This is a genomic window from Phyllobacterium sp. SB3 (assembly GCF_040009165.1).
In the GTDB taxonomy this organism is placed as follows: Bacteria; Pseudomonadota; Alphaproteobacteria; order Rhizobiales; family Rhizobiaceae; genus Phyllobacterium.
On record NZ_JBDYKI010000004.1, the window covers coordinates 259786 to 278926 of the forward strand.

17 protein-coding genes are annotated in these 19141 nt (G+C 53.3%); 16 read left to right on the top strand and 1 reads right to left on the bottom strand.

Annotated elements, in window-relative coordinates:
- Positions 1-31 precede the first annotated feature (31 nt).
- The 14 genes from nuoF to ABKW30_RS16785 all read left to right on the top strand — a co-directional run bounded on the left by nuoF (position 32) and on the right by ABKW30_RS16785 (position 14915).
- The gene (gene nuoF / locus ABKW30_RS16720) at positions 32-1336 is read left to right on the top strand and encodes an NADH-quinone oxidoreductase subunit NuoF (RefSeq protein WP_115055306.1); all 1305 of its coding nucleotides are present in this window, start codon (positions 32-34) and stop codon (positions 1334-1336) included.
- Positions 1337-1349: 13 nt separating this feature from the next.
- The gene (locus tag ABKW30_RS16725; protein ID WP_348600033.1) at positions 1350-1910 is read left to right on the top strand and encodes a hypothetical protein; all 561 of its coding nucleotides are present in this window, start codon (positions 1350-1352) and stop codon (positions 1908-1910) included.
- A gap of 94 nt (positions 1911-2004) precedes the next feature.
- Entirely contained in the window at positions 2005-4086 is a 2082-nt protein-coding gene (gene nuoG / locus ABKW30_RS16730) for an NADH-quinone oxidoreductase subunit NuoG (RefSeq protein ID WP_348600034.1), read from the top strand.
- Positions 4087-4102: 16 nt separating this feature from the next.
- Positions 4103-5149: an NADH-quinone oxidoreductase subunit NuoH gene (nuoH, locus tag ABKW30_RS16735; RefSeq protein ID WP_348600035.1), complete on the top strand. Its 1047-nt coding sequence runs from the start codon at positions 4103-4105 to the stop codon at positions 5147-5149.
- A complete protein-coding gene (gene nuoI, locus ABKW30_RS16740; RefSeq protein ID WP_008125221.1) occupies positions 5146-5637 on the top strand; it encodes an NADH-quinone oxidoreductase subunit NuoI in 492 nt (163 codons plus the stop codon). The genes nuoH and nuoI overlap by 4 nt, the downstream gene beginning before the upstream one ends.
- A 154-nt stretch (positions 5638-5791) precedes the next feature.
- Positions 5792-6412, top strand: a complete 621-nt coding sequence (locus ABKW30_RS16745; RefSeq protein WP_348600036.1) for an NADH-quinone oxidoreductase subunit J — start codon at positions 5792-5794, stop codon at positions 6410-6412.
- A 2-nt stretch (positions 6413-6414) separates the two neighbouring features.
- The gene (gene nuoK / locus ABKW30_RS16750; RefSeq protein ID WP_115055399.1) at positions 6415-6723 is read left to right on the top strand and encodes an NADH-quinone oxidoreductase subunit NuoK; all 309 of its coding nucleotides are present in this window, start codon (positions 6415-6417) and stop codon (positions 6721-6723) included.
- A 7-nt stretch (positions 6724-6730) separates the two neighbouring features.
- Positions 6731-8722, top strand: coding sequence for an NADH-quinone oxidoreductase subunit L (gene nuoL, locus ABKW30_RS16755; protein WP_348600037.1), 1992 nt, complete (start codon positions 6731-6733; stop codon positions 8720-8722).
- Positions 8722-10227, top strand: a complete 1506-nt coding sequence (locus ABKW30_RS16760; protein ID WP_348600038.1) for an NADH-quinone oxidoreductase subunit M — start codon at positions 8722-8724, stop codon at positions 10225-10227. The genes nuoL and ABKW30_RS16760 overlap by 1 nt, the downstream gene beginning before the upstream one ends.
- Positions 10228-10246: 19 nt before the next feature.
- Positions 10247-11683 carry an NADH-quinone oxidoreductase subunit NuoN gene (gene nuoN, locus ABKW30_RS16765; RefSeq protein ID WP_348600039.1) on the top strand — a complete coding sequence of 479 codons (1437 nt, stop codon included), beginning with the start codon at positions 10247-10249 and terminating at the stop codon, positions 11681-11683.
- 10 nt (positions 11684-11693) lie between these two features.
- Complete coding sequence (locus ABKW30_RS16770) at positions 11694-12536, top strand: biotin--[acetyl-CoA-carboxylase] ligase (protein ID WP_348600040.1); 843 nt, start codon at positions 11694-11696, stop codon at positions 12534-12536.
- A gap of 22 nt (positions 12537-12558) precedes the next feature.
- Positions 12559-14232: a ribonuclease J gene (locus ABKW30_RS16775; protein ID WP_348600041.1), complete on the top strand. Its 1674-nt coding sequence runs from the start codon at positions 12559-12561 to the stop codon at positions 14230-14232.
- A gap of 9 nt (positions 14233-14241) precedes the next feature.
- Positions 14242-14646, top strand: coding sequence for a methylmalonyl-CoA epimerase (mce, locus tag ABKW30_RS16780; RefSeq protein WP_348600042.1), 405 nt, complete (start codon positions 14242-14244; stop codon positions 14644-14646).
- On the top strand, positions 14646-14915 hold the full coding sequence (locus ABKW30_RS16785; RefSeq protein WP_348600043.1) for a DUF1467 family protein: 270 nt from the start codon (positions 14646-14648) through the stop codon (positions 14913-14915). The genes mce and ABKW30_RS16785 overlap by 1 nt, the downstream gene beginning before the upstream one ends.
- A gap of 6 nt (positions 14916-14921) precedes the next feature.
- Here the strand turns inward: ABKW30_RS16785 and ABKW30_RS16790 are convergent, their stop codons facing one another.
- A complete protein-coding gene (locus ABKW30_RS16790) occupies positions 14922-15896 on the bottom strand; it encodes a glycosyltransferase (protein ID WP_348600044.1) in 975 nt (324 codons plus the stop codon).
- 611 nt (positions 15897-16507) lie between these two features.
- On the opposite strand from ABKW30_RS16790, the gene proS reads away from it, so the two are divergent.
- Together proS and ABKW30_RS16800 are read left to right on the top strand one after the other, a co-directional pair.
- Positions 16508-17857, top strand: a complete 1350-nt coding sequence (gene proS, locus ABKW30_RS16795; RefSeq protein ID WP_348600045.1) for a proline--tRNA ligase — start codon at positions 16508-16510, stop codon at positions 17855-17857.
- Positions 17854-19140 (top strand): lipoprotein-releasing ABC transporter permease subunit, encoded by a 1287-nt coding sequence (locus ABKW30_RS16800; protein ID WP_348600047.1) that lies wholly within the window; start codon positions 17854-17856, stop codon positions 19138-19140. Before proS ends, ABKW30_RS16800 begins: the two co-directional genes overlap by 4 nt.
- Position 19141: the final 1 nt, after the last annotated feature.

Sequence of the window (19141 nt, forward strand, 5' to 3'; positions counted from 1 at the left end):
GTATGGACGAAGAGAGTAGGACCGGTGCGAAATGCTTGCTGATAAGGACCGCATCTTCAATAATATCTATGGCCTTCACGACAAGTCGTTGAAGGGCGTGATGTCACGCGGCCATTGGGATGGCACAGCGGGCATCATCGCCAAGGGTCGTGACTGGATCATCAACGAAATGAAGGCTTCCGGGCTGCGCGGACGCGGTGGTGCGGGCTTCCCGACTGGTCTGAAATGGTCCTTCATGCCGAAGGAAAGCGACGGCCGTCCACACTACCTCGTTATCAATGCCGACGAATCCGAACCTGGCACCTGCAAGGATCGCGATATCATGCGCCATGATCCGCACACGCTGATCGAAGGCTGTCTGATCGCCGGTTTCGCCATGGCTGCTCACACCTGCTACATTTATGTACGCGGCGAATATATCCGTGAGCGTGAAGCGCTGCAGCTTGCTATCGACGAATGCTACGATGCAGGTCTCCTTGGCAAGAATAACAAGAACGGCTGGGATTACGACATCTATGTCCATCACGGTGCCGGAGCTTACATTTGCGGTGAAGAAACTGCGCTGCTTGAAAGCCTTGAAGGCAAGAAGGGTCAGCCACGCCTGAAGCCGCCATTCCCCGCCAATATGGGCCTCTATGGCTGCCCGACAACTGTGAACAATGTCGAGTCGATCGCTGTCGCCCCAACCATTTTGCGCCGCGGCGCAGCATGGTTTTCCAGTATCGGTCGCCCGAACAACGTTGGCACCAAGCTTTTCATGGTCTCCGGCCACGTGAACAATCCATGCACGGTCGAAGAAGAGATGGGCATTCCCTTCCGTGAATTGATCGAGCGTCATGCAGGTGGTATTCGCGGCGGCTGGGATAATTTGCTCGCGGTTATTCCCGGTGGCGCTTCCTGTCCCGTCGTTCCGGCTGCTGACATTATCGACTGCCCTATGGATTTTGATGGACTCCGTGCTGTCAAATCATCGTTCGGGACGGCTGCCGTTATCGTCATGGATAAGTCGACGGATATTGTACGTGCGATTGCCCGCCTTTCTTACTTCTTCAAGCATGAGAGCTGTGGCCAGTGCACTCCTTGCCGCGAGGGGACAGGCTGGATGTGGCGTGTCATGGAACGCATGGTGACCGGTAACGCTCAGAAGCGCGAAATCGACATGCTGCTCGATGTGACAAAGCAGATTGAAGGGCACACGATTTGTGCGTTGGGTGACGCTGCTGCTTGGCCGGTTCAAGGTTTGATCCGTCATTTCCGTCCGGAAATTGAACGCCGCATCGATGAGTTCTCACGCAACGCAGATGCAAGCCGTCCCGTGCTTGTTGCAGCGGAATAAGGTTGAAAGATTGATGTCCGACATCGGAAACAAACCACTGGGATCTGACTGGACGGCTCTTTTGCCGAAACAGATGATTCCAGTTGTCAATCTGCTGGGGCCTCAGCTTGAGGTTGCAGCGGCGGTTTCCGTTGCAAGCACCGAAATTGCAACCCGCATGTTCGGTATCTGGACAAATGCGATGCTTGGCTCATTCGATTTGAAGACTGCAACTACTCAGTCTGAAGCGAAAGCTGATGCTCCTGTTGATATCGCAGCTCTAAAGACGGTTATTCGTGAAAAGGCCAGGGCGGACACAAAGCCTCCGGTCGCTCAGCCGGTAGTTAAATCGGCTGCGGCGGGTCTGACCGACAGCATCTCACCAAAGGTGACGGATGATCTGAAAAAGATTTCGGGTGTTGGACCGAAGCTCGAGCAAGTTCTCAATGCTATGGGCGTTCGGTCTTATGCACAGATTGCAGCATGGTCGGCGGCAGATGCTGCCAAAATCGATGAGCAGTTGAAATTAAACGGGCGTATCTCGCGGGATGACTGGATTGGCCAGGTAAACCGTTTGGTGAGCGAAGTAAAATAAAGAGCATGCCGGTCGTACCGGCGGTATGAAATTGTTGGCAGCCTTCAAGGCAGCCGGAAGAAAATGCGGAATGTTCCGCGAGGTTGGACAGACGATGGCGAAGATCAAAGTCGACGGTAATGAGATCGAGGTACCGGATCACTACACGCTTCTGCAGGCAGCAGAAACGGCGGGTGCGGAAGTGCCGCGTTTCTGTTTCCATGAGCGTTTGTCGATCGCCGGCAACTGCCGTATGTGCCTTATCGAGGTAAAGGGCGGACCACCCAAGCCTGCCGCTTCCTGTGCCATGGGTGTGCGTGATCTGCGTCCCGGCCCGAATGGCGAAACGCCCGAAATCTTCACCAATACGCCTATGGTCAAGAAGGCCCGTGAGGGCGTTATGGAATTTCTGCTGATCAATCACCCGCTGGATTGCCCGATCTGCGATCAGGGCGGCGAGTGCGATCTGCAGGATCAGGCGATGGCTTTCGGCGTTGATTCATCGCGCTATAAGGAAAACAAGCGCGCCGTTGAAGACAAATATATCGGACCATTGGTCAAGACGATCATGACACGCTGCATCCACTGCACGCGCTGCGTTCGCTTTACCACTGAAGTTGCGGGTATCTCGGAGCTTGGCCTGATCGGCCGTGGCGAAGATGCTGAAATCACCACCTATCTCGAACAGGCGATGACCTCGGAACTGCAAGGCAATGTTATCGACCTTTGCCCGGTCGGTGCATTGACCTCGAAGCCTTATGCCTTTCAGGCGCGTCCATGGGAACTGACCAAGACCGAATCCATCGATGTTATGGACGCTGTTGGTTCTGCGATCCGTGTTGATACGCGTGGCCGCGAAGTGATGCGCATTCTGCCGCGCGTCAACGAGCAGGTGAACGAGGAATGGATTTCCGACAAGACACGTTTCATCTGGGATGGCTTGCGTACACAACGTCTTGACCGGCCTTATATCCGCAAGGGTGGGCGGCTTGTTGCTGCCAGCTGGCCAGAAGCATTTGACGCGATCAAAGAGGCTGTCGCGAAGACAAGCGGTGAGAAAATCGGTGCGATTGCCGGCGATCTGGCAACTGTTGAAGAAATGTACGCCTTGAAATTGCTGATGCAGTCGCTCAGTTCTGCAAATATCGATGCCCGTCAGGATGGTTCTGTGCTGAACACAGCCAATGGCCGTGCATCTTATATTTTCAACCCGTCAATCGACGGTATCGAACAGGCCGATGCGGTTTTGATAATCGGTTCGAACCCGCGCTTTGAGGCTTCGCTGCTCAACGCACGTCTACGCAAGCGCTGGCGCGCTGCAGGCATCCCGATTGCGGTTATCGGCGAACAGGCAGATATGCGCCTCAAATACGAGTATCTCGGTGCCGGCGCTGAAACCTTGGCGGATCTCGCTGCAGGTTCATTGAAATTCCATAGTGTGCTGAAGAAGGCAAAGAACCCGCTGATCCTCATCGGGCAGGGTGCTCTCAACCGTGCCGACAGTGCTGCGGTGCTGGGCCTTGCCGCCAAGATTGCTGCCGACACGGGTGCACTTGGCGATGAGTGGAATGGTTTCGGCGTTGTTCACACAGCTGCCAGCCGCGTCGGTTCGCTCGATATCGGTTTCGTACCGGGCGAAGGCGGCAAAAAGGTTGCCGAAATGAATGGTGCGCTTGACGTGCTGTTCCTGCTCGGCGCTGACGAACTTCCATGGTCAGACAAGAGCAGCGCATTCACGATCTATATCGGTACGCATGGTGATCAAGGCGCGCACAATGCAGACGTTATCCTGCCCGGCGCGACGTACACTGAAAAGTCGGGTACTTACGTCAATACGGAAGGCCGCGTGCAGATGACCAATCGCGCCGGTTTTGCTCCGGGCAATGCCAAGGAAGATTGGGCCGTACTGCGTGCCTTGTCGGATGTTCTTGGTAAAAAACTCCCATTCGACTCTCTGGCAGCCTTGCGTTCGAAGCTCTATGCGGAGTATCCGCATCTCGCTGCGGTTGATGCAATCGAATCCGGTTCTTCTGCCGATGTAGCAAAGCTGGCAAACGCATCTGGCTCGGTCGAAAAGACGGCCTTTGTTTCGCCGGTAGCTGATTTTTACCTAACCAACCCGATAGCGCGGGCTTCTGCTGTGATGGCGGAGTGCTCTGCGCTTGCCAAGGGCGGCTTCAAGCAGGCAGCCGAGTAGGCGGGAAGAGACTGACATGGAAGAAATATTCTACACTTACATCGTCCCGCTGCTGATTATCCTCGGAAAATCGCTGCTGCTGCTTGTCGTGATGTTGCTGATCATCGCGTACCTGCTGCTGGCCGATCGCAAGATCTGGGCCGCTGTACAGTTGCGTCGCGGTCCAAACGTTGTCGGGCCGTTCGGCTTGTTGCAGTCTTTCGCCGATCTTCTCAAGTTCGTTGTCAAGGAACCGATCATTCCATCCGGCGCAAACAAGGGTATTTTCCTTCTGGCACCACTGGTTTCGTCGGTTTTGGCCATGGCCGCATGGGCGGTTATCCCGGTCAATGAAGGCTGGGCTGTCGCCAACGTCAATGTCGGTATTCTTTATGTCCTGGCGATCTCCTCGCTGGAAGTATACGGCGTGATCATGGCCGGTTGGGCATCCAACTCGAAGTATCCATTCCTCGGCGCACTGCGTTCTGCCGCGCAGATGGTTTCCTATGAAGTTTCCATCGGCTTTGTGATTGTCACGGTCCTGCTTTGCGTCGGTTCATTGAACCTGACGGATATCGTGAATTCGCAGAGAGATGGCCTTGGTACGATGGCTGGCCTGCCAAGCTCCTTCCTTGACTGGTACTGGCTCGGCCTGTTCCCGATGTTCATCATCTTCTTCATTTCGGCTCTGGCCGAGACAAACCGCCCGCCTTTCGATCTCGTGGAAGCTGAATCGGAACTCGTCGCCGGTCATATGATTGAATATTCGTCGACCGCGTTCCTGCTGTTCTTCCTTGGCGAATATGTTGCCATCACCCTGATGTGCGCGTTGACGACCATCATGTTCCTTGGTGGATGGCTGCCTCCGGTTGACGTATGGTTCCTTAACTGGGTGCCGGGTGTAATCTGGTTCCTTCTGAAACTCTTCATGTGCTTCTTCATGTTCGCCATGGTGAAGGCATTTGTTCCGCGCTACCGCTATGACCAATTGATGCGTCTTGGCTGGAAAGTATTCCTGCCGATCTCGCTGTTCATGGTTGTCGCGACCGCAGCCTTTCTCAAAATTACGGGGCTTACACCATGAGTTCGCTCGCACAAGCTGCCAAATCGCTGCTCCTGCTGGAGTTCGTCAATGCGTTCTTCCTGTCGATGCGCCAGTTCTTCGCGCCAAAGGCAACGCTGAACTATCCTTATGAAAAGGGGCCGATCAGCCCGCGTTTTCGTGGTGAGCATGCTTTGCGCCGATATCCAAATGGTGAAGAGCGTTGCATCGCCTGCAAGCTGTGTGAAGCCATTTGCCCGGCACAGGCAATCACCATCGAAGCTGGTCCGCGCCGCAATGACGGTACGCGCCGCACGGTGCGCTACGACATCGACATGGTGAAGTGCATTTATTGCGGCTTCTGTCAGGAAGCCTGCCCGGTTGACGCGATTGTTGAAGGACCGAATTTCGAGTTCGCCACGGAAACCCGTGAAGAACTTTACTATGACAAGGAGCGGTTGATCGCCAACGGCGATCGATGGGAGCGGGAACTGGCGCGTAACATCGCCATGGATGCGCCTTACCGCTGATTGTTGACTGCGCGCTTGTGTCCATGTCCGGCCGCTTCAACCGGACAGGAACATGCGCTAAGACGCATGAAATTTAGAGGATCGGTTGCCGGTTGAGCAGCCGATTCGTTGAAAATGGCAGAAGATTCTGCCGGAATGGAAATCGGGGGAACCCATGCTGACAGGTATAGCGGCGGCGTTTTTTTACCTCTTCGCCTTCATAACAATCGCCAGTGCTTTCATGGTGATTGCAGCCCGCAATCCAGTGCATTCCGTGCTGTTCCTTATCCTTGCCTTCTTCAACGCGGCGGGGCTCTTCCTACTGACCGGCGCTGAATTCCTGGCGATGATCCTTCTGGTTGTTTACGTCGGCGCGGTAGCGGTTCTCTTCCTCTTCGTCGTCATGATGCTGGACGTGGACTTCGCCGAACTGAAAAGCGGCGCCTTGCAATATGCACCAGTGGGTGCGCTTGTAGGGATCATCCTCGCGGTTGAACTGATCGTCGTTCTCGGTGGCTCTGTGTTCGCGCCCAATGTTGCTTCGGTTGTCGTTCAGCCGACACCGGATATCGCTACGCGTACCAACACGGCAGCGCTCGGCGACATTCTCTACACGGATTACGTTTATTTCTTCCAGATTGCCGGTCTCGTGCTTCTGGTTGCGATGATCGGTGCGATCGTCCTGACACTGCGCCACAAGGAAGGTGTCAAGCGTCAGAACATTTCGCAACAGGTCGCGCGGACGCCTGAAACGTCTGTCGAAATCAAACAGGTCGAAACAGGCAAAGGTATTTGATGATGGAAATCGGTATCGCTCACTATCTCACTGTCTCTGCCCTGCTATTCACAATGGGTATCTTCGGCATTTTCCTCAACAGGAAGAATGTCATCATTATCCTGATGTCGGTCGAACTGATCCTTTTGGCCGTTAATTTGAATTTCGTGGCTTTCTCCGCCGCGCTAGGTGATCTGGTTGGCCAGATTTTCGCATTGTTTGTTCTGACTGTTGCCGCCGCTGAAGCTGCAATTGGTCTTGCAATTCTCGTCGTATTCTACCGCAATCGTGGGTCGATTGCCGTGGAAGACGTCAATATGATGAAAGGTTGACGGGGGCATGCTGTATCTGGCGATTGTCTTCCTGCCGCTGATCGGCTTTCTGATAGCGGGCCTTTTTGGCTCGTCAATCGGTGCCAAGGCGAGTGAGTATGTAACGACTGGTCTGTTGATCCTGGTCGCTATCCTGTCGTGGATAGCCTTTGTGACGGTTGGTCTCGGTCACGGTGAAGCGTTCAAGGTTCCTGTTCTGCATTGGGTGGAATCCGGTTCGCTTAGCTTCGATTGGGCTCTGCGTATCGACACACTGACGGTCGTTATGCTCGTCGTGGTCAATACGGTCTCTGCGCTCGTGCATACTTATTCAATCGGCTATATGCATCACGATCCGCATCGCCCGCGCTTCTTTGCCTACCTTTCGCTCTTTACCTTCGCCATGCTGATGCTGGTGACCGGCGACAATCTGGTTCAGATGTTCTTCGGCTGGGAAGGCGTTGGTCTGGCTTCCTATCTGCTTATCGGTTTCTGGTTCAAGAAGCCTTCTGCAAATGCCGCCGCCATGAAGGCGTTTATCGTCAACCGCGTTGGTGACTTTGGTTTTCTGCTCGGTATCTTCTCGCTTTTCGTGCTTTTTGACACAGTGCAATTCGATACATTGTTCAGCGCAGCGGCAACCTACCTGCCAGCTGAAGGCGCTGCGGATGCTGGCAAGGTTGTCCTGAACTTCCTTGGCTATGAACTCGACAAGCAGGGCGCGATTACCATTGCCTGTCTGCTGTTGTTCATGGGTGCCATGGGTAAATCTGCGCAGTTCCTGCTGCACACATGGTTGCCAGATGCCATGGAAGGCCCGACACCAGTGTCCGCGCTGATCCATGCGGCAACGATGGTCACTGCCGGTGTGTTCATGGTTGCGCGTCTGTCGCCGATATTCGAGCTGTCGCATACAGCTTTGATCTTTGTTACCTTTATCGGAGCGACGACTGCATTCTTTGCAGCAACAGTTGGTCTTGTTCAGAACGATATCAAGCGCGTCATCGCTTATTCGACCTGTTCACAGCTGGGTTATATGTTCGTGGCGCTTGGCCTTGGTGCTTATGGCGCAGGCGTGTTCCATCTGTTCACGCACGCATTCTTCAAAGCTTTGTTGTTCCTTTGCGCCGGTTCGGTAATCCATGCCGTGTCCGATGAACAGGACATGCGCCACATGGGTGGTCTGCGCAAACTCATTCCCAAGACCTATTGGATGATGGTCATTGGCACGGTTGCGCTGACTGGTCTCGGCATTCCGGGTACAGTTATCGGAACGGCAGGGTTCTTCTCCAAGGATGCTATTATCGAGTCTGCCTTTGCATCGCATAATCCGGCTTCCGGCTACGCGTTCATCCTGCTCGTGATTGCGGCCGTATTCACCAGTTTCTATTCATGGCGCCTGATTTTCATGACGTTCCATGGCAAGCCTCGCGCCAGTCACGATGTCATGCATCACGTGCATGAATCACCTTACATCATGCTGGTACCGCTGTTCATTCTGGCAATTGGTGCCCTGTTTGCCGGTGTCGTGTTCAAGGAATACTTCTTCGGTCACGAGTATGCCGAATTCTGGAAGGGTGCACTGTTTACCGGTCCCGAGAATGAGATTTTGGCGGAATACCATCACGTGCCATTTATCGTCGCCATGTCGCCATTCCTGGCAATGGTCGCCGGTTTCATCGGTGCCTGGTATTTCTATATCCGCTCGCCAGAGACACCCAAGCGCCTAGCCGAACAGCATTCCGGCCTCTACCAGTTCCTTTTGAACAAATGGTATTTCGACGAACTTTACGACTTCCTGTTCGTTCGCCCGGCCATGGCTCTCGGCAAGTTCCTCTGGAAGCGTGGCGATGGCTGGCTGATTGATGGCCATGGACCGGACGGCATTTCAGCCCGTGTTGTCGATGTCACCAACCGTGTCGTGCGTCTGCAAACCGGTTACCTTTATCACTATGCGTTCGCGATGCTCATCGGGGTCGCCGCACTCGTCACGTGGATGATGCTCGGGAGCAACTTCTGATGACCGACTGGCCAATTCTTACCACCGTTACCTTCTTGCCATTGGTCGGTGCCTTTCTGATCCTGCTCATTCGTGATGACAGCGATGCTGCACGCCGTAACATTCGCAATGTTGCACTGTGGACGACGATCATTACCTTCCTGCTGTCATTGCCGATCTGGTACTATTTCGACAACGCGGAAGCAGGCTTCCAGTTTGTAGAAAAGGCGGCATGGCTCGATAGCGGTATTTCATATCATATGGGCGTTGACGGCATTTCCATGCTGTTCGTCATCCTGACGACGTTCCTTATGCCGCTTTGCATTCTGGCCAGCTGGGAAGCGATCCAGACGCGTGTGAAGGAATATATGATCGCGTTTCTGGTTCTGGAAACGCTTATGATTGGCGTATTCTGTGCGCTGGATATCGTGTTGTTCTACGTGTTCTTCGAAGCGGTTCTGGTCCCGATGTTCATTATCATCGGTGTCTGGGGCGGTAAGCGCCGTGTCTATGCCAGCTTCAAGTTTTTCCTTTATACGTTGCTTGGCTCGGTTCTGATGCTGCTCGCCATCATGGCAATGTATTGGCAGGCTGGAACAACGGATATTCCGACACTGTTGGCACATTCCTTCCCGGTTTCGATGCAGACATGGCTCTGGTTCGCATTCTTCGCTTCCTTTGCGGTGAAGATGCCGATGTGGCCGGTCCACACCTGGTTGCCTGATGCACACGTTGAAGCGCCGACCGCCGCTTCTGCCATTCTGGCCGGCATTCTGTTGAAGCTCGGCGGCTATGGCTTCCTGCGCTTCTCACTTCCGATGTTCCCGGTTGCCTCCGCTGACTTTGCACCGATCATCTACACGCTTTCAGTTGTCGCTATCGTCTACACATCGCTTGTCGCCCTCATGCAGGAAGACATCAAGAAGCTGATTGCTTACTCGTCTGTTGCTCATATGGGCTATGTGACGATGGGTATTTTTGCGGCAAACGAGCAGGGTATTCAGGGCGCATTGTTCCAGATGCTCTCGCATGGTCTGGTTTCTGCAGCGCTGTTCCTGTGCGTCGGTATTGTTTATGACCGCACCCATACACGTGAAATCTCGGCCTATGGTGGTCTTGTCAACAACATGCCGAAATACGCCGTGGCGTTTTTGATATTCACCATGGCGAATGTCGGATTGCCCGGCACCTCCGGTTTCATCGGTGAATTCCTGACCTTGATGGGTGTATTCCGCGTCAACACGTGGGTAGCGTTGTTTGCTACTTCAGGCGTGATTTTCTCCGCTGCCTATGCCCTGTGGCTCTACCGCCGCGTTGTGTTCGGCTCGCTGGACAAGGAAAGCCTGAAAGCGCTTCTGGATATGTCGCCACGTGAGAAGGCAGTGATCTATCCGCTGCTGATCCTGACGATCTTCTACGGCGTTTACCCGATGCCGGTATTCGATGCGACGGCAAGCTCCGTCCATGCACTTATCAATCAATACAATAACGCGCTGTCCTCAGCCGCCACTCTGGCGTTGAAATAGCAGGAAGAGGCCAAGGCCGATGCAGACCGATATGATTGCCAACCTGACGCTCATGGCTCCCGAACTGCTTCTGGCAGTGGGAGCAATGGCTCTCCTGATGGTCGGAGCATTCTCCGGCGAGAAGTCGTACAAGCTGGTCAATGGTCTCAGCGTTGTGCTGCTTTTGCTGGCTCTGGCACTTGTTGCCGTGTTTCCACAGCAGGGCAATGCTTTCGGTCGCGCATTCATCAATGACTCGTTCTCGGGCTTCATGAAGGTGCTGACACTGGTTGGCTCGATTGTTACCTTGATCATGTCGGCCGGCTTTGCCAAAAGCGAAAAGTTCGACAAGTTCGAATTCCCGATCCTGATCCTTCTTGCCAATGTCGGCATGCTGCTGATGATTTCGGCGAATGATACGCTGTCCCTTTATCTGAGCCTCGAACTGCAATCATTGGCACTCTACGTCGTTGCCGCTATCAATCGTGACAGTGTTCGCTCAACGGAAGCCGGTTTGAAATATTTCGTTCTCGGTGCGTTGTCGTCGGGTATGCTGCTCTACGGTATTTCACTCGTTTACGGCTTTACCGGCCATACCGGCTTTGAGGGTATTGCACAGTCGCTCGCCAGTTCCGAACGTCAGCTTGGCGTTGTGTTCGGCTTGGTGTTTATCTTCGCAGGTCTTGCATTCAAGATTTCCGCGGTTCCATTTCACATGTGGACACCTGACGTTTACGAAGGCGCGCCGACTCCGGTAACTGCGTTCTTTGCAACAGCGCCAAAAATGGCGGCGATGGCTTTGCTGACCCGCGTATCGGTCGATACATTCCAACCGATCACTCATGACTGGCAGCAGATTGTCGTTTTCATTGCTATTGCTTCGATGATCCTTGGTGCTTTTGCAGCTATCGGTCAGCGTAATATCAAGCGTCTGATGGCATATTCGTCGATCAGCCACATGGGCTATGCGCTTGTGGGTCTTGCTGCCGGTACACAGGTTGGCGTCAAGGGCGTTGCCATTTACATGCTGATCTACCTGGTCACAACGCTTGGCACATTTGCTTTCATTCTGGCGATGCGCCGTAAGGACGGAAACGTCGAACAGATCGGCGATCTTGCGGGTCTGTCGCGCACAAACCCGATCATGGCAACCATTCTGACAATTCTCATGTTCTCGCTGGCAGGCATTCCGCCACTCGCCGGGTTCTGGGGTAAATGGTATACATTCCTTGCCGCGATGCAGGCCAATCTCTATGCGCTTGCCATTATCGGTATCGTCGCTTCAGTTGTTGGTGCATTCTACTATCTTCGCATCATCAAGATTATGTGGTTCGATGAGCCTGTCGGCGGGTTCGTGCCCGTCGCTGGCGAGCTTCGTCTTGTGCTTGGCGCGTCCGGATTGCTTGTTCTGTTATATGTCCTGATCGGCGGTCCGGTCAGCACCTATGCGGAAGCCGCATCCAAGTCTTTCTTCTAGGTCTAAGAGTTTGACGGGATTTTCCCTATCGCCAATCGCCCAGCAGAATGGTTTTCGGCTGGAAGCTTTCGAAACGATTGGCTCAACCAATGCTGTCGCCCTGGAGCGAGCGCAAGCGGGTGACCCCGGCAAACTCTGGATAGTGTCCAAGAAGCAGGCAAGCGGGCGAGGGCGACGCGGCAGGGCATGGTCTTCCCCTGAGGGAAATCTCGCTGCTTCACTGCTGCTTACCGGCAATGTTGAGCTGAAAAGCGCGGCCACGCTGGGCTTTGTTGCGGGGCTCTCTCTGGCTGATGCACTCAATGCGGTGTGCCCGACAGCCAACTTTTCCGTAGGCATGGACGGTGCTGGTAACGCTGGAGCAGGAAAAGCGCCGCTACGAGTAGAACTCAAATGGCCAAATGACCTTCTCGCAGGCGGTGCAAAAATGGCCGGTATTCTGCTTGAGTCGACCATTATGCCAGACGGGCGTTTGGCAGTAGTCATTGGCATTGGCGTTAATGTTGTTGCCTATCCGGAAGATGTCCCTTATCCAGCTACTTCATTGGCTCGACTTGGCGCGACTTGCGATGCCGAAACCTTGTTTCTGGCTTTGTCGGATGCCTGGGAAGAGAACTATCGCATTTGGGCAAACGGACGCGGCTTGAGTGATATTCGCAAGCGCTGGCTCTCACAGGCCGCAGGAATTGGCAGTGAAGTCGCCGTTCGAATAGACGGAACGGTACTGCGTGGTATATTTGAAACAATTGACGAAGACTGCCAGTTCGTCATTCGTGATAATGACGGCGTACGGCAAAAGATTGCAGCCGGTGACGTTCATTTTGGAACAGTGGCATCGGCAAACGCTGAATGAGCTTCAGTTTTTAGGAGTATAAATGGCAAATTCCGATCAAGCGGAACTTGTTTTTCTGCCTTTAGGTGGTGTCGGTGAAATCGGCATGAATCTGGCCCTTTATGGTTATGGCCCCGCACGCAAACGCGAATGGGTCGTGGTTGACATGGGTGTAAGCTTCGCTGGGCCGGATCTTCCCGGTGCTGACCTGATCCTCCCAGACATCCGTTTTCTGCAAGCCGAGCGTAACAATCTCAAGGGCATTGTCATTACGCATGCGCATGAAGATCATTACGGCGCACTACTGGATCTGTGGCCGCTACTCAACGTACCCGTTTATGCTACGCCGTTCACTGCCGGACTGCTTGAAGCCAAGCGTCATTCAGAACCCGGAGCCCCCAACATTCCGGTTACGATTTACCGCGCTGGCGAAACCTTCAATGTCGGCCCCTTCGAATTTGAAGCTCTGGCTGTAACGCACTCAATCCCCGAGCCAGTATCGCTGGCGATCAAGACGCCGCTTGGCACTGTCATTCACACCGGCGACTGGAAGATGGACCCTGAGCCATCCATCGGACCGCTTATCAACGAAGCGCGGTTCCGCGCTTTGGGCGATGAAGGCGTTCTTGCCCTGATGTGCGATTCCACAAACGCCTTGCGCGATGGTGAGTCTCCATCAGAGCAGGAAGTTGGCGAAAGCCTGCGGCAGATCATTGAAACCGCGCGTGGCCGCGTCGCCATCACCTCGTTCTCTTCCAATGTCGGGCGCATCCGTTCTATCGCTCTCGCCGCAAGGGATGCGGGCAGGCAGACGCTCGTACTCGGCCGTTCCATGAAGCGCATGATCGATGTTGCGACCGAACTTGGCTATCTCGACGGCGTACCGGAATTCCTGTCAGAAGATGATTATGGTTATATTCCGCGGGAAAATATGGTCATCATTCTCACCGGCAGCCAAGGCGAGCCGCGCGCCGCGCTTGCCAAGCTTGCACGTGACGAGATGCGCAGCGTTGCGCTGTCTCCAGGTGATACCGTGATTTATTCGTCGCGTGCCATTCCGGGAAATGAAAAGGCCATCAACGATACCAAAAATCTTTTGATTGAGCAGGGTGTGCAGATCATTTCCGATGGCGATCAACTGGTTCACGTATCCGGGCATCCACGCCGAAACGAGTTGAAGCGTATGTACGAGTGGGTTCGTCCGCGCATTCTGGTTCCCGTTCATGGTGAGGCGGCTCATCTTGTCGGGCAGGGTTCGCTTGCTGCCATGGCTGGCATTCCCGAAGTGCCACAAGTACGAAATGGCGATATCCTGCGTCTTGCGCCGGGCCGTGCTGAAATTATCGGCGAAGCGCCTTTTGGCCGGCTGATAAAAGACGGCAGGCTGATTGGTGACGAAGAAGAGGTTGGGATCGTCGATCGCCGCAAGCTCTCTTATGTCGGCCACGTTGCTGTTTCTTTCATCCTCGACGCCAAGTACAACATCCTTGAAGATCCGGAGCTTGTGCCTTTCGGTATTCCTGAAGTGGATGATGAAGGCGAGCTTCTCGAAGATCTGCTCTACGATGCTGCCGTAGGTGCCTTGCAAAGTATCCCACGCGAGAAACGACGCGATCTTGCCATGGTGAGGGAAGCAATTCGCCGCGCAGTTCGCTCCGCTGCCAATGAGGCATGGGGCAAGAAGCCGATTGTCACCGTGTTTGTGACAAAGGTCTGAGGTTAAGCAATGCTTGGACGGCTCAACCACGTGGCGATTGCAGTTCCTGATATGGGGGCGGCTTCTGCCATTTATCGGGATACGCTCGGAGCAAAGCTGAGCGAGCCGCAAATTCTACCCGAGCATGGCGTTACGGTTGTGTTCATCGATGTGGGTAATACCAAAATCGAGCTGCTTGAACCGCTATCTGCCGAGTCGCCGATTTCGGCGTTCCTCACAAAGAACCCGTCCGGCGGTATCCACCATGTATGCTACGAAGTGCCCGATATACTGGCGGCGCGCGACCAGCTAAAAGAACAGGGTGCCCGTGTTCTGGGTGATGGAGAGCCAAAAATTGGCGCACACGGCAAACCTGTTTTGTTTCTCCACCCGAAGGACTTTAACGGGACATTGATCGAACTGGAGCAAGAGTGATGCCGATTGCAACAGCGATGGCCGTCTATTTCATATTCTGGTGGCTGACACTTTTCACGATGCTACCAATCGGTCTACGCACTCAAGCCGACGAAGATGATGTTACCTTGGGAACGACGCCCAGCGCGCCGCATAAGCAGCGCATGGGACGAGTGTTTCTTTGGACAACAATCGTTTCCGCCGTCATTTTTGCGATTTTCTACGTGGTCAACGAAAAGCTCGGTTACGGCGTGAACGATCTCCCGGTATTCTTCCCGCAGCTGGACTGAGTAAAATCAGTATCCCGTCGTTTTTTGATAATGCGGTGAGTGGTAGTGAGTGAACGCTTGTATTAAGCCTACAATGCCACCTATGTACGCTGCTATCCTTACAAGCGACTCACCCGGCGTAAATGGCGTCGCTATGAGTTGAATAATGAGCTTTAGCAGTCGCGCCAGAATCGATCCCGGCGTCCGATAGCACGTATATAGTCGCCTGTTCTTCAGCTTTGCTCTTGTTTCAATTGCACAATGATCTCGGCTTCGTTTGAATTGATAAGCCAAAGTCAATCGTTCTGGCGCTGCCGTCTCGTAGACGATTGCGTTCGGTGCCCAACCGGTTTTTGCCCCGGCTTTTTTGGCTTGACGATATAGCTTCCAGTCTTCTCCACCATTCAAACCAAGCCCTTCGTCAAAACGTAGGCCGGTCGAACGAAAAAAATCTAGGTCACCCATCCAGTTGTTGGTCGCTATCCATAATTTATCGGCTGCGCCACTAGCACGTTTGGAGTAGGTTTCCATTTCTCCTTTGTTCATCATGTTCTTAATAGCTTGCCAAATCATTCTCTTCCAGACGGAGATGTTCTCTACGGATGAGAGCCGTACCGGGCCACCAACAATGTCCAGATCAGCAGAATCCCGCTCTGCAAGTAGCTGAACCAGCCAGTCTGGCTCTACGACTTCATCATCATCGGCAAAAGTGAGCAGGTCGCAGCCGCTCGAAATGGCAAAATCAAGTACACGGTTGCGTACAAACGAGATGCCGAGACGCGATTCAATGCCATACTCGACAGTGCAGCCTGTAACCTTCGCCCTAAAGCGTTCGACAATGTCGTGAAGAGTTGCCGTTTCGTTGTTCTCGATAATGACAAAAACCAGCCTGGTATGAATCGGCGTCTCCATCGTTGCATAAGAATCAAGGAGTGCTTGCAACATAATAGGGCGATTGCGGGTAACTGTTCCCACGCAGATAGTACGTAATGGTTGGGTCATTAAATGATTAGCCTGAAATTACTTAGAATAACGTTTGAATAAAAATACTGTTTTGGACGCTCGGGATTCTTTTTAAGAAGTGGCAAATTCGATGTTGTATTGCTTTATCTGAAGTCTTTTAGCTGCCTGATGCAGCAAACGAGTGTGTATAAATTTTAAAAAATGTAATAATAACAGTTGGTTATTTGTTCACGATTTTCGTGACTTGGTAACGAGCGCAATTCATAAATGAAGACAAAAAAATGCAAGGCTTTCGCCTTGCATTTAAAGATCGCGTCTGACCCATCCACTTGCGTGGCGGCTGCGGAAACCGCGCCCGGGTCACATCCTCCCAAGACTTTGACCGCGTAGGAAAGCAGAAATATTCTTACTTTCTCCTTATGCTTAAAAAAATAGCGGACTGCCTTCGAAATGTCACGAAAAATATTCGTTCCTGTCATCTTTTGATTAGAAATCTTGCAGGAGAGTGAATCTCGTCTCAATATCAACCTGTGTGATATGCAGTTGCGGGTTCCCAATCAGCTGTGAAGTCGGTAAGAAATATCGACTTTGCACTTGGTTTTGCCTGATTCTTCAAGCACTCAGGCGTTGTTCAATTTTGGTGACCTTCAATGCGGCTTTCCCGTTACTTTCTGCCTATCCTTAAAGAAAATCCTAAAGAGGCTGAAATCGTCTCGCACAGGCTCATGCTTCGTGCTGGCCTGATTCGCCAGGAATCAGCAGGTATTTATGCCTGGTTGCCGGCGGGACTGCGCATTCTCAACAAAGTAAGCAATATTATCCGTGAAGAACAGAATCGCTCAGGCGCAATAGAGCTATTGATGCCGACGATCCAGTCCGCCGATCTTTGGCGCGAAAGCGGTCGCTACGACGCTTACGGTGACGAGATGCTTCGCATCAAGGATCGTGGTGACCGCGAGATGTTGTTCGGTCCGACAAATGAGGAAATGATTACCGAGATTTTCCGCGCTTATGTCAAATCCTACAAGGACTTGCCGCTGAATCTTTATCATATTCAGTGGAAGTTCCGTGATGAGCGCCGTCCCCGCTTTGGTGTTATGCGTTCGCGCGAATTCCTGATGAAAGATGCCTATTCCTTCGATATAGATTTCGAAGGGGCCAAGGCTGCTTATAACCGTATGTTTGTTGCATATCTGCGCACATTCTCGCGTCTCGGTATCAAGGTCATTCCCATGCGTGCGGATACGGGGCCAATCGGCGGTGATCTGAGTCACGAATTCATTATCCTTGCGGAAACCGGTGAGAGCCAGGTTTACTGTGACCGAGCCTATCTTGATCTGCCAGTGCCGGGCGCTGATACAGATTTCGATGACAATCAGCAGATTGCCGATATCGTGACGCGGTGGACAACGCCTTACGCCGCGACTGATGAAATGCACGACGAGGCCGCCTGGTCAAAGGTCGAAGGATCTCATCAAATGGCGGCGCGCGGTATTGAAGTCGGCCATATTTTCCACTTCGGCACGAAGTACTCCGAGCCAATGGGCGCCAAGGTCAACGGACCTGATGGCAAGGAACATATGGTTTCAATGGGGTCTTACGGCATTGGCCCATCGCGGGTTATTGCGGCGATCATCGAAGCTTCCCATGACGAAAATGGAATCATCTGGCCAAAGGCCGTTGCTCCATTCGGTGCCGGTATCGTTAATATGAAGCCGGGCGATGAAGGATGCGATGCAGTCTCGCAGAAGCTCTACGATGCCTTGACCAAGGCCGGTCTTGAGCCATTGCTTGATGATACCGATGATCGTCCTGGCGCGAAATTCGCGAAGATGGATCTGATCGGATTGCCGACGCAAGTGATCGTCGGGCCGCGCGGTGTTGCCGCTGGCGAAATTGAAATCAAGGACCGTGCCACGGGTGAGCGCGAAACCCTGACCATTGAAGCAGCAATCAACAAACTGGCCGGACCTGCGGACTTTCAGGCGGGAACTTTATGACAGAAAAAGTAGCGACCGCTCCATCCGGCCCCAAGCCGTTCTCCGCCTTTGAGCGTATGATTGCCTGGCGCTATCTGCGTGCACGGCGCAAGGAGACTTTTATCTCTGTTATCGCGGGCTTTTCCTTCACCGGTATCATGCTTGGCGTTGCGACGTTGATCATCGTCATGGCGGTCATGAACGGTTTTCGTGCAGAGCTTTTGACGCGAATTCTCGGGATCAATGGCCATGTCATCATGCAGCCGATGGACCGCCCTCTCGACGATTTTGATGCAGTCATCAAGCGCATCGATGCAGTCCCGGGCGTATCCTTCGCGATTCCGGTTGTCGAAGGACAGGTGCTGGCAAAAGGCAATGTGGGAGCCGGGTCCGGTGCGCTTGTCCGAGGCTTACGCGAAGACGATATCAACAAGCTTCAACTCGTAGCAAAGAATGTCCGGCAGGGTACGTTTCAAGGCTTCAATACCGCAGGCGGTGTGGCAATAGGCACGCGCATGGCGGAGAATATGGGACTGGGCCTCGGCGACAGGCTGACGCTCATATCTCCCGATGGCGATGTCACTCCGCTTGGGATGGCACCGCGTGTCAAGTCTTATCCCGTTACCGCCATCTTTGAGATTGGCATGTCAGAATATGACGCTTCGATTGTGTTGATGCCGCTTGAGGAGTCGCAGCTTTATTTCAATCAGGACAACAAGGTTCAATCCATCGAAATATTTGCTGACAAGCCCGACGATGTTGATGCTTTGAAAAAGCCCATTGAAGAAGCGGCTCAACGTTCCGTCATGCTGACTGACTGGCGACAGCGCAACCAGACATTCTTCTCGGCACTTCAGGTCGAACGCAACGTCATGTTCATGATCCTGACGCTCATTGTTCTGGTCGCAGCGCTGAATATCATCTCAGGACTGATTATGCTCGTGAAGGATAAGGGGCGTGATATCGCTATCCTCCGCACGATGGGCGCGACACGAAATTCAATCCTGCGCATATTCCTGATGACGGGGGCGGCCATCGGAGTTACCGGCACGATTGCCGGCGTGGCATTAGGCGTTGTGGTTTGCCTGAATGTTGAACGCATCCGGGAGTTCTTCTCCTGGTTGTCCGGAACGACGTTGTTCAATCCCGAGCTTTATTTCCTTAGTACATTGCCGGCCAAGATGGATTTCAACGAGACGTTTACCGTTATTCTCATGGCGCTTGTCCTGTCGTTTCTGGCGACGCTTTTCCCCGCTTGGCGCGCTGCCAAACTCGATCCCGTTGAAGCTCTGAGGTACGAATAAT

What these genes read in the sequence shown, in the direction of transcription:
- nuoG (WP_348600034.1), top strand. Translation starts at nt 2,005, where the DNA reads ATGGCGAAGATCAAAGTCGACGGTAATGAGATCGAGGTACCGGATCAC.
- proS (WP_348600045.1), top strand. Translation starts at nt 16,508, where the DNA reads ATGCGGCTTTCCCGTTACTTTCTGCCTATCCTTAAAGAAAATCCTAAA.
- ABKW30_RS16760 (WP_348600038.1), top strand. Translation starts at nt 8,722, where the DNA reads ATGACCGACTGGCCAATTCTTACCACCGTTACCTTCTTGCCATTGGTC.
- nuoL (WP_348600037.1), top strand. Translation starts at nt 6,731, where the DNA reads ATGCTGTATCTGGCGATTGTCTTCCTGCCGCTGATCGGCTTTCTGATA.
- ABKW30_RS16775 (WP_348600041.1), top strand. Translation starts at nt 12,559, where the DNA reads ATGGCAAATTCCGATCAAGCGGAACTTGTTTTTCTGCCTTTAGGTGGT.
- nuoF (WP_115055306.1), top strand. Translation starts at nt 32, where the DNA reads ATGCTTGCTGATAAGGACCGCATCTTCAATAATATCTATGGCCTTCAC.
- nuoH (WP_348600035.1), top strand. Translation starts at nt 4,103, where the DNA reads ATGGAAGAAATATTCTACACTTACATCGTCCCGCTGCTGATTATCCTC.
- ABKW30_RS16785 (WP_348600043.1), top strand. Translation starts at nt 14,646, where the DNA reads ATGCCGATTGCAACAGCGATGGCCGTCTATTTCATATTCTGGTGGCTG.
- ABKW30_RS16800 (WP_348600047.1), top strand. Translation starts at nt 17,854, where the DNA reads ATGACAGAAAAAGTAGCGACCGCTCCATCCGGCCCCAAGCCGTTCTCC.
- ABKW30_RS16725 (WP_348600033.1), top strand. Translation starts at nt 1,350, where the DNA reads ATGTCCGACATCGGAAACAAACCACTGGGATCTGACTGGACGGCTCTT.
- nuoN (WP_348600039.1), top strand. Translation starts at nt 10,247, where the DNA reads ATGCAGACCGATATGATTGCCAACCTGACGCTCATGGCTCCCGAACTG.
- nuoI (WP_008125221.1), top strand. Translation starts at nt 5,146, where the DNA reads ATGAGTTCGCTCGCACAAGCTGCCAAATCGCTGCTCCTGCTGGAGTTC.
- ABKW30_RS16790 (WP_348600044.1), bottom strand. Translation starts at nt 15,896, where the DNA reads ATGACCCAACCATTACGTACTATCTGCGTGGGAACAGTTACCCGCAAT.
- ABKW30_RS16745 (WP_348600036.1), top strand. Translation starts at nt 5,792, where the DNA reads ATGCTGACAGGTATAGCGGCGGCGTTTTTTTACCTCTTCGCCTTCATA.
- nuoK (WP_115055399.1), top strand. Translation starts at nt 6,415, where the DNA reads ATGGAAATCGGTATCGCTCACTATCTCACTGTCTCTGCCCTGCTATTC.
- mce (WP_348600042.1), top strand. Translation starts at nt 14,242, where the DNA reads ATGCTTGGACGGCTCAACCACGTGGCGATTGCAGTTCCTGATATGGGG.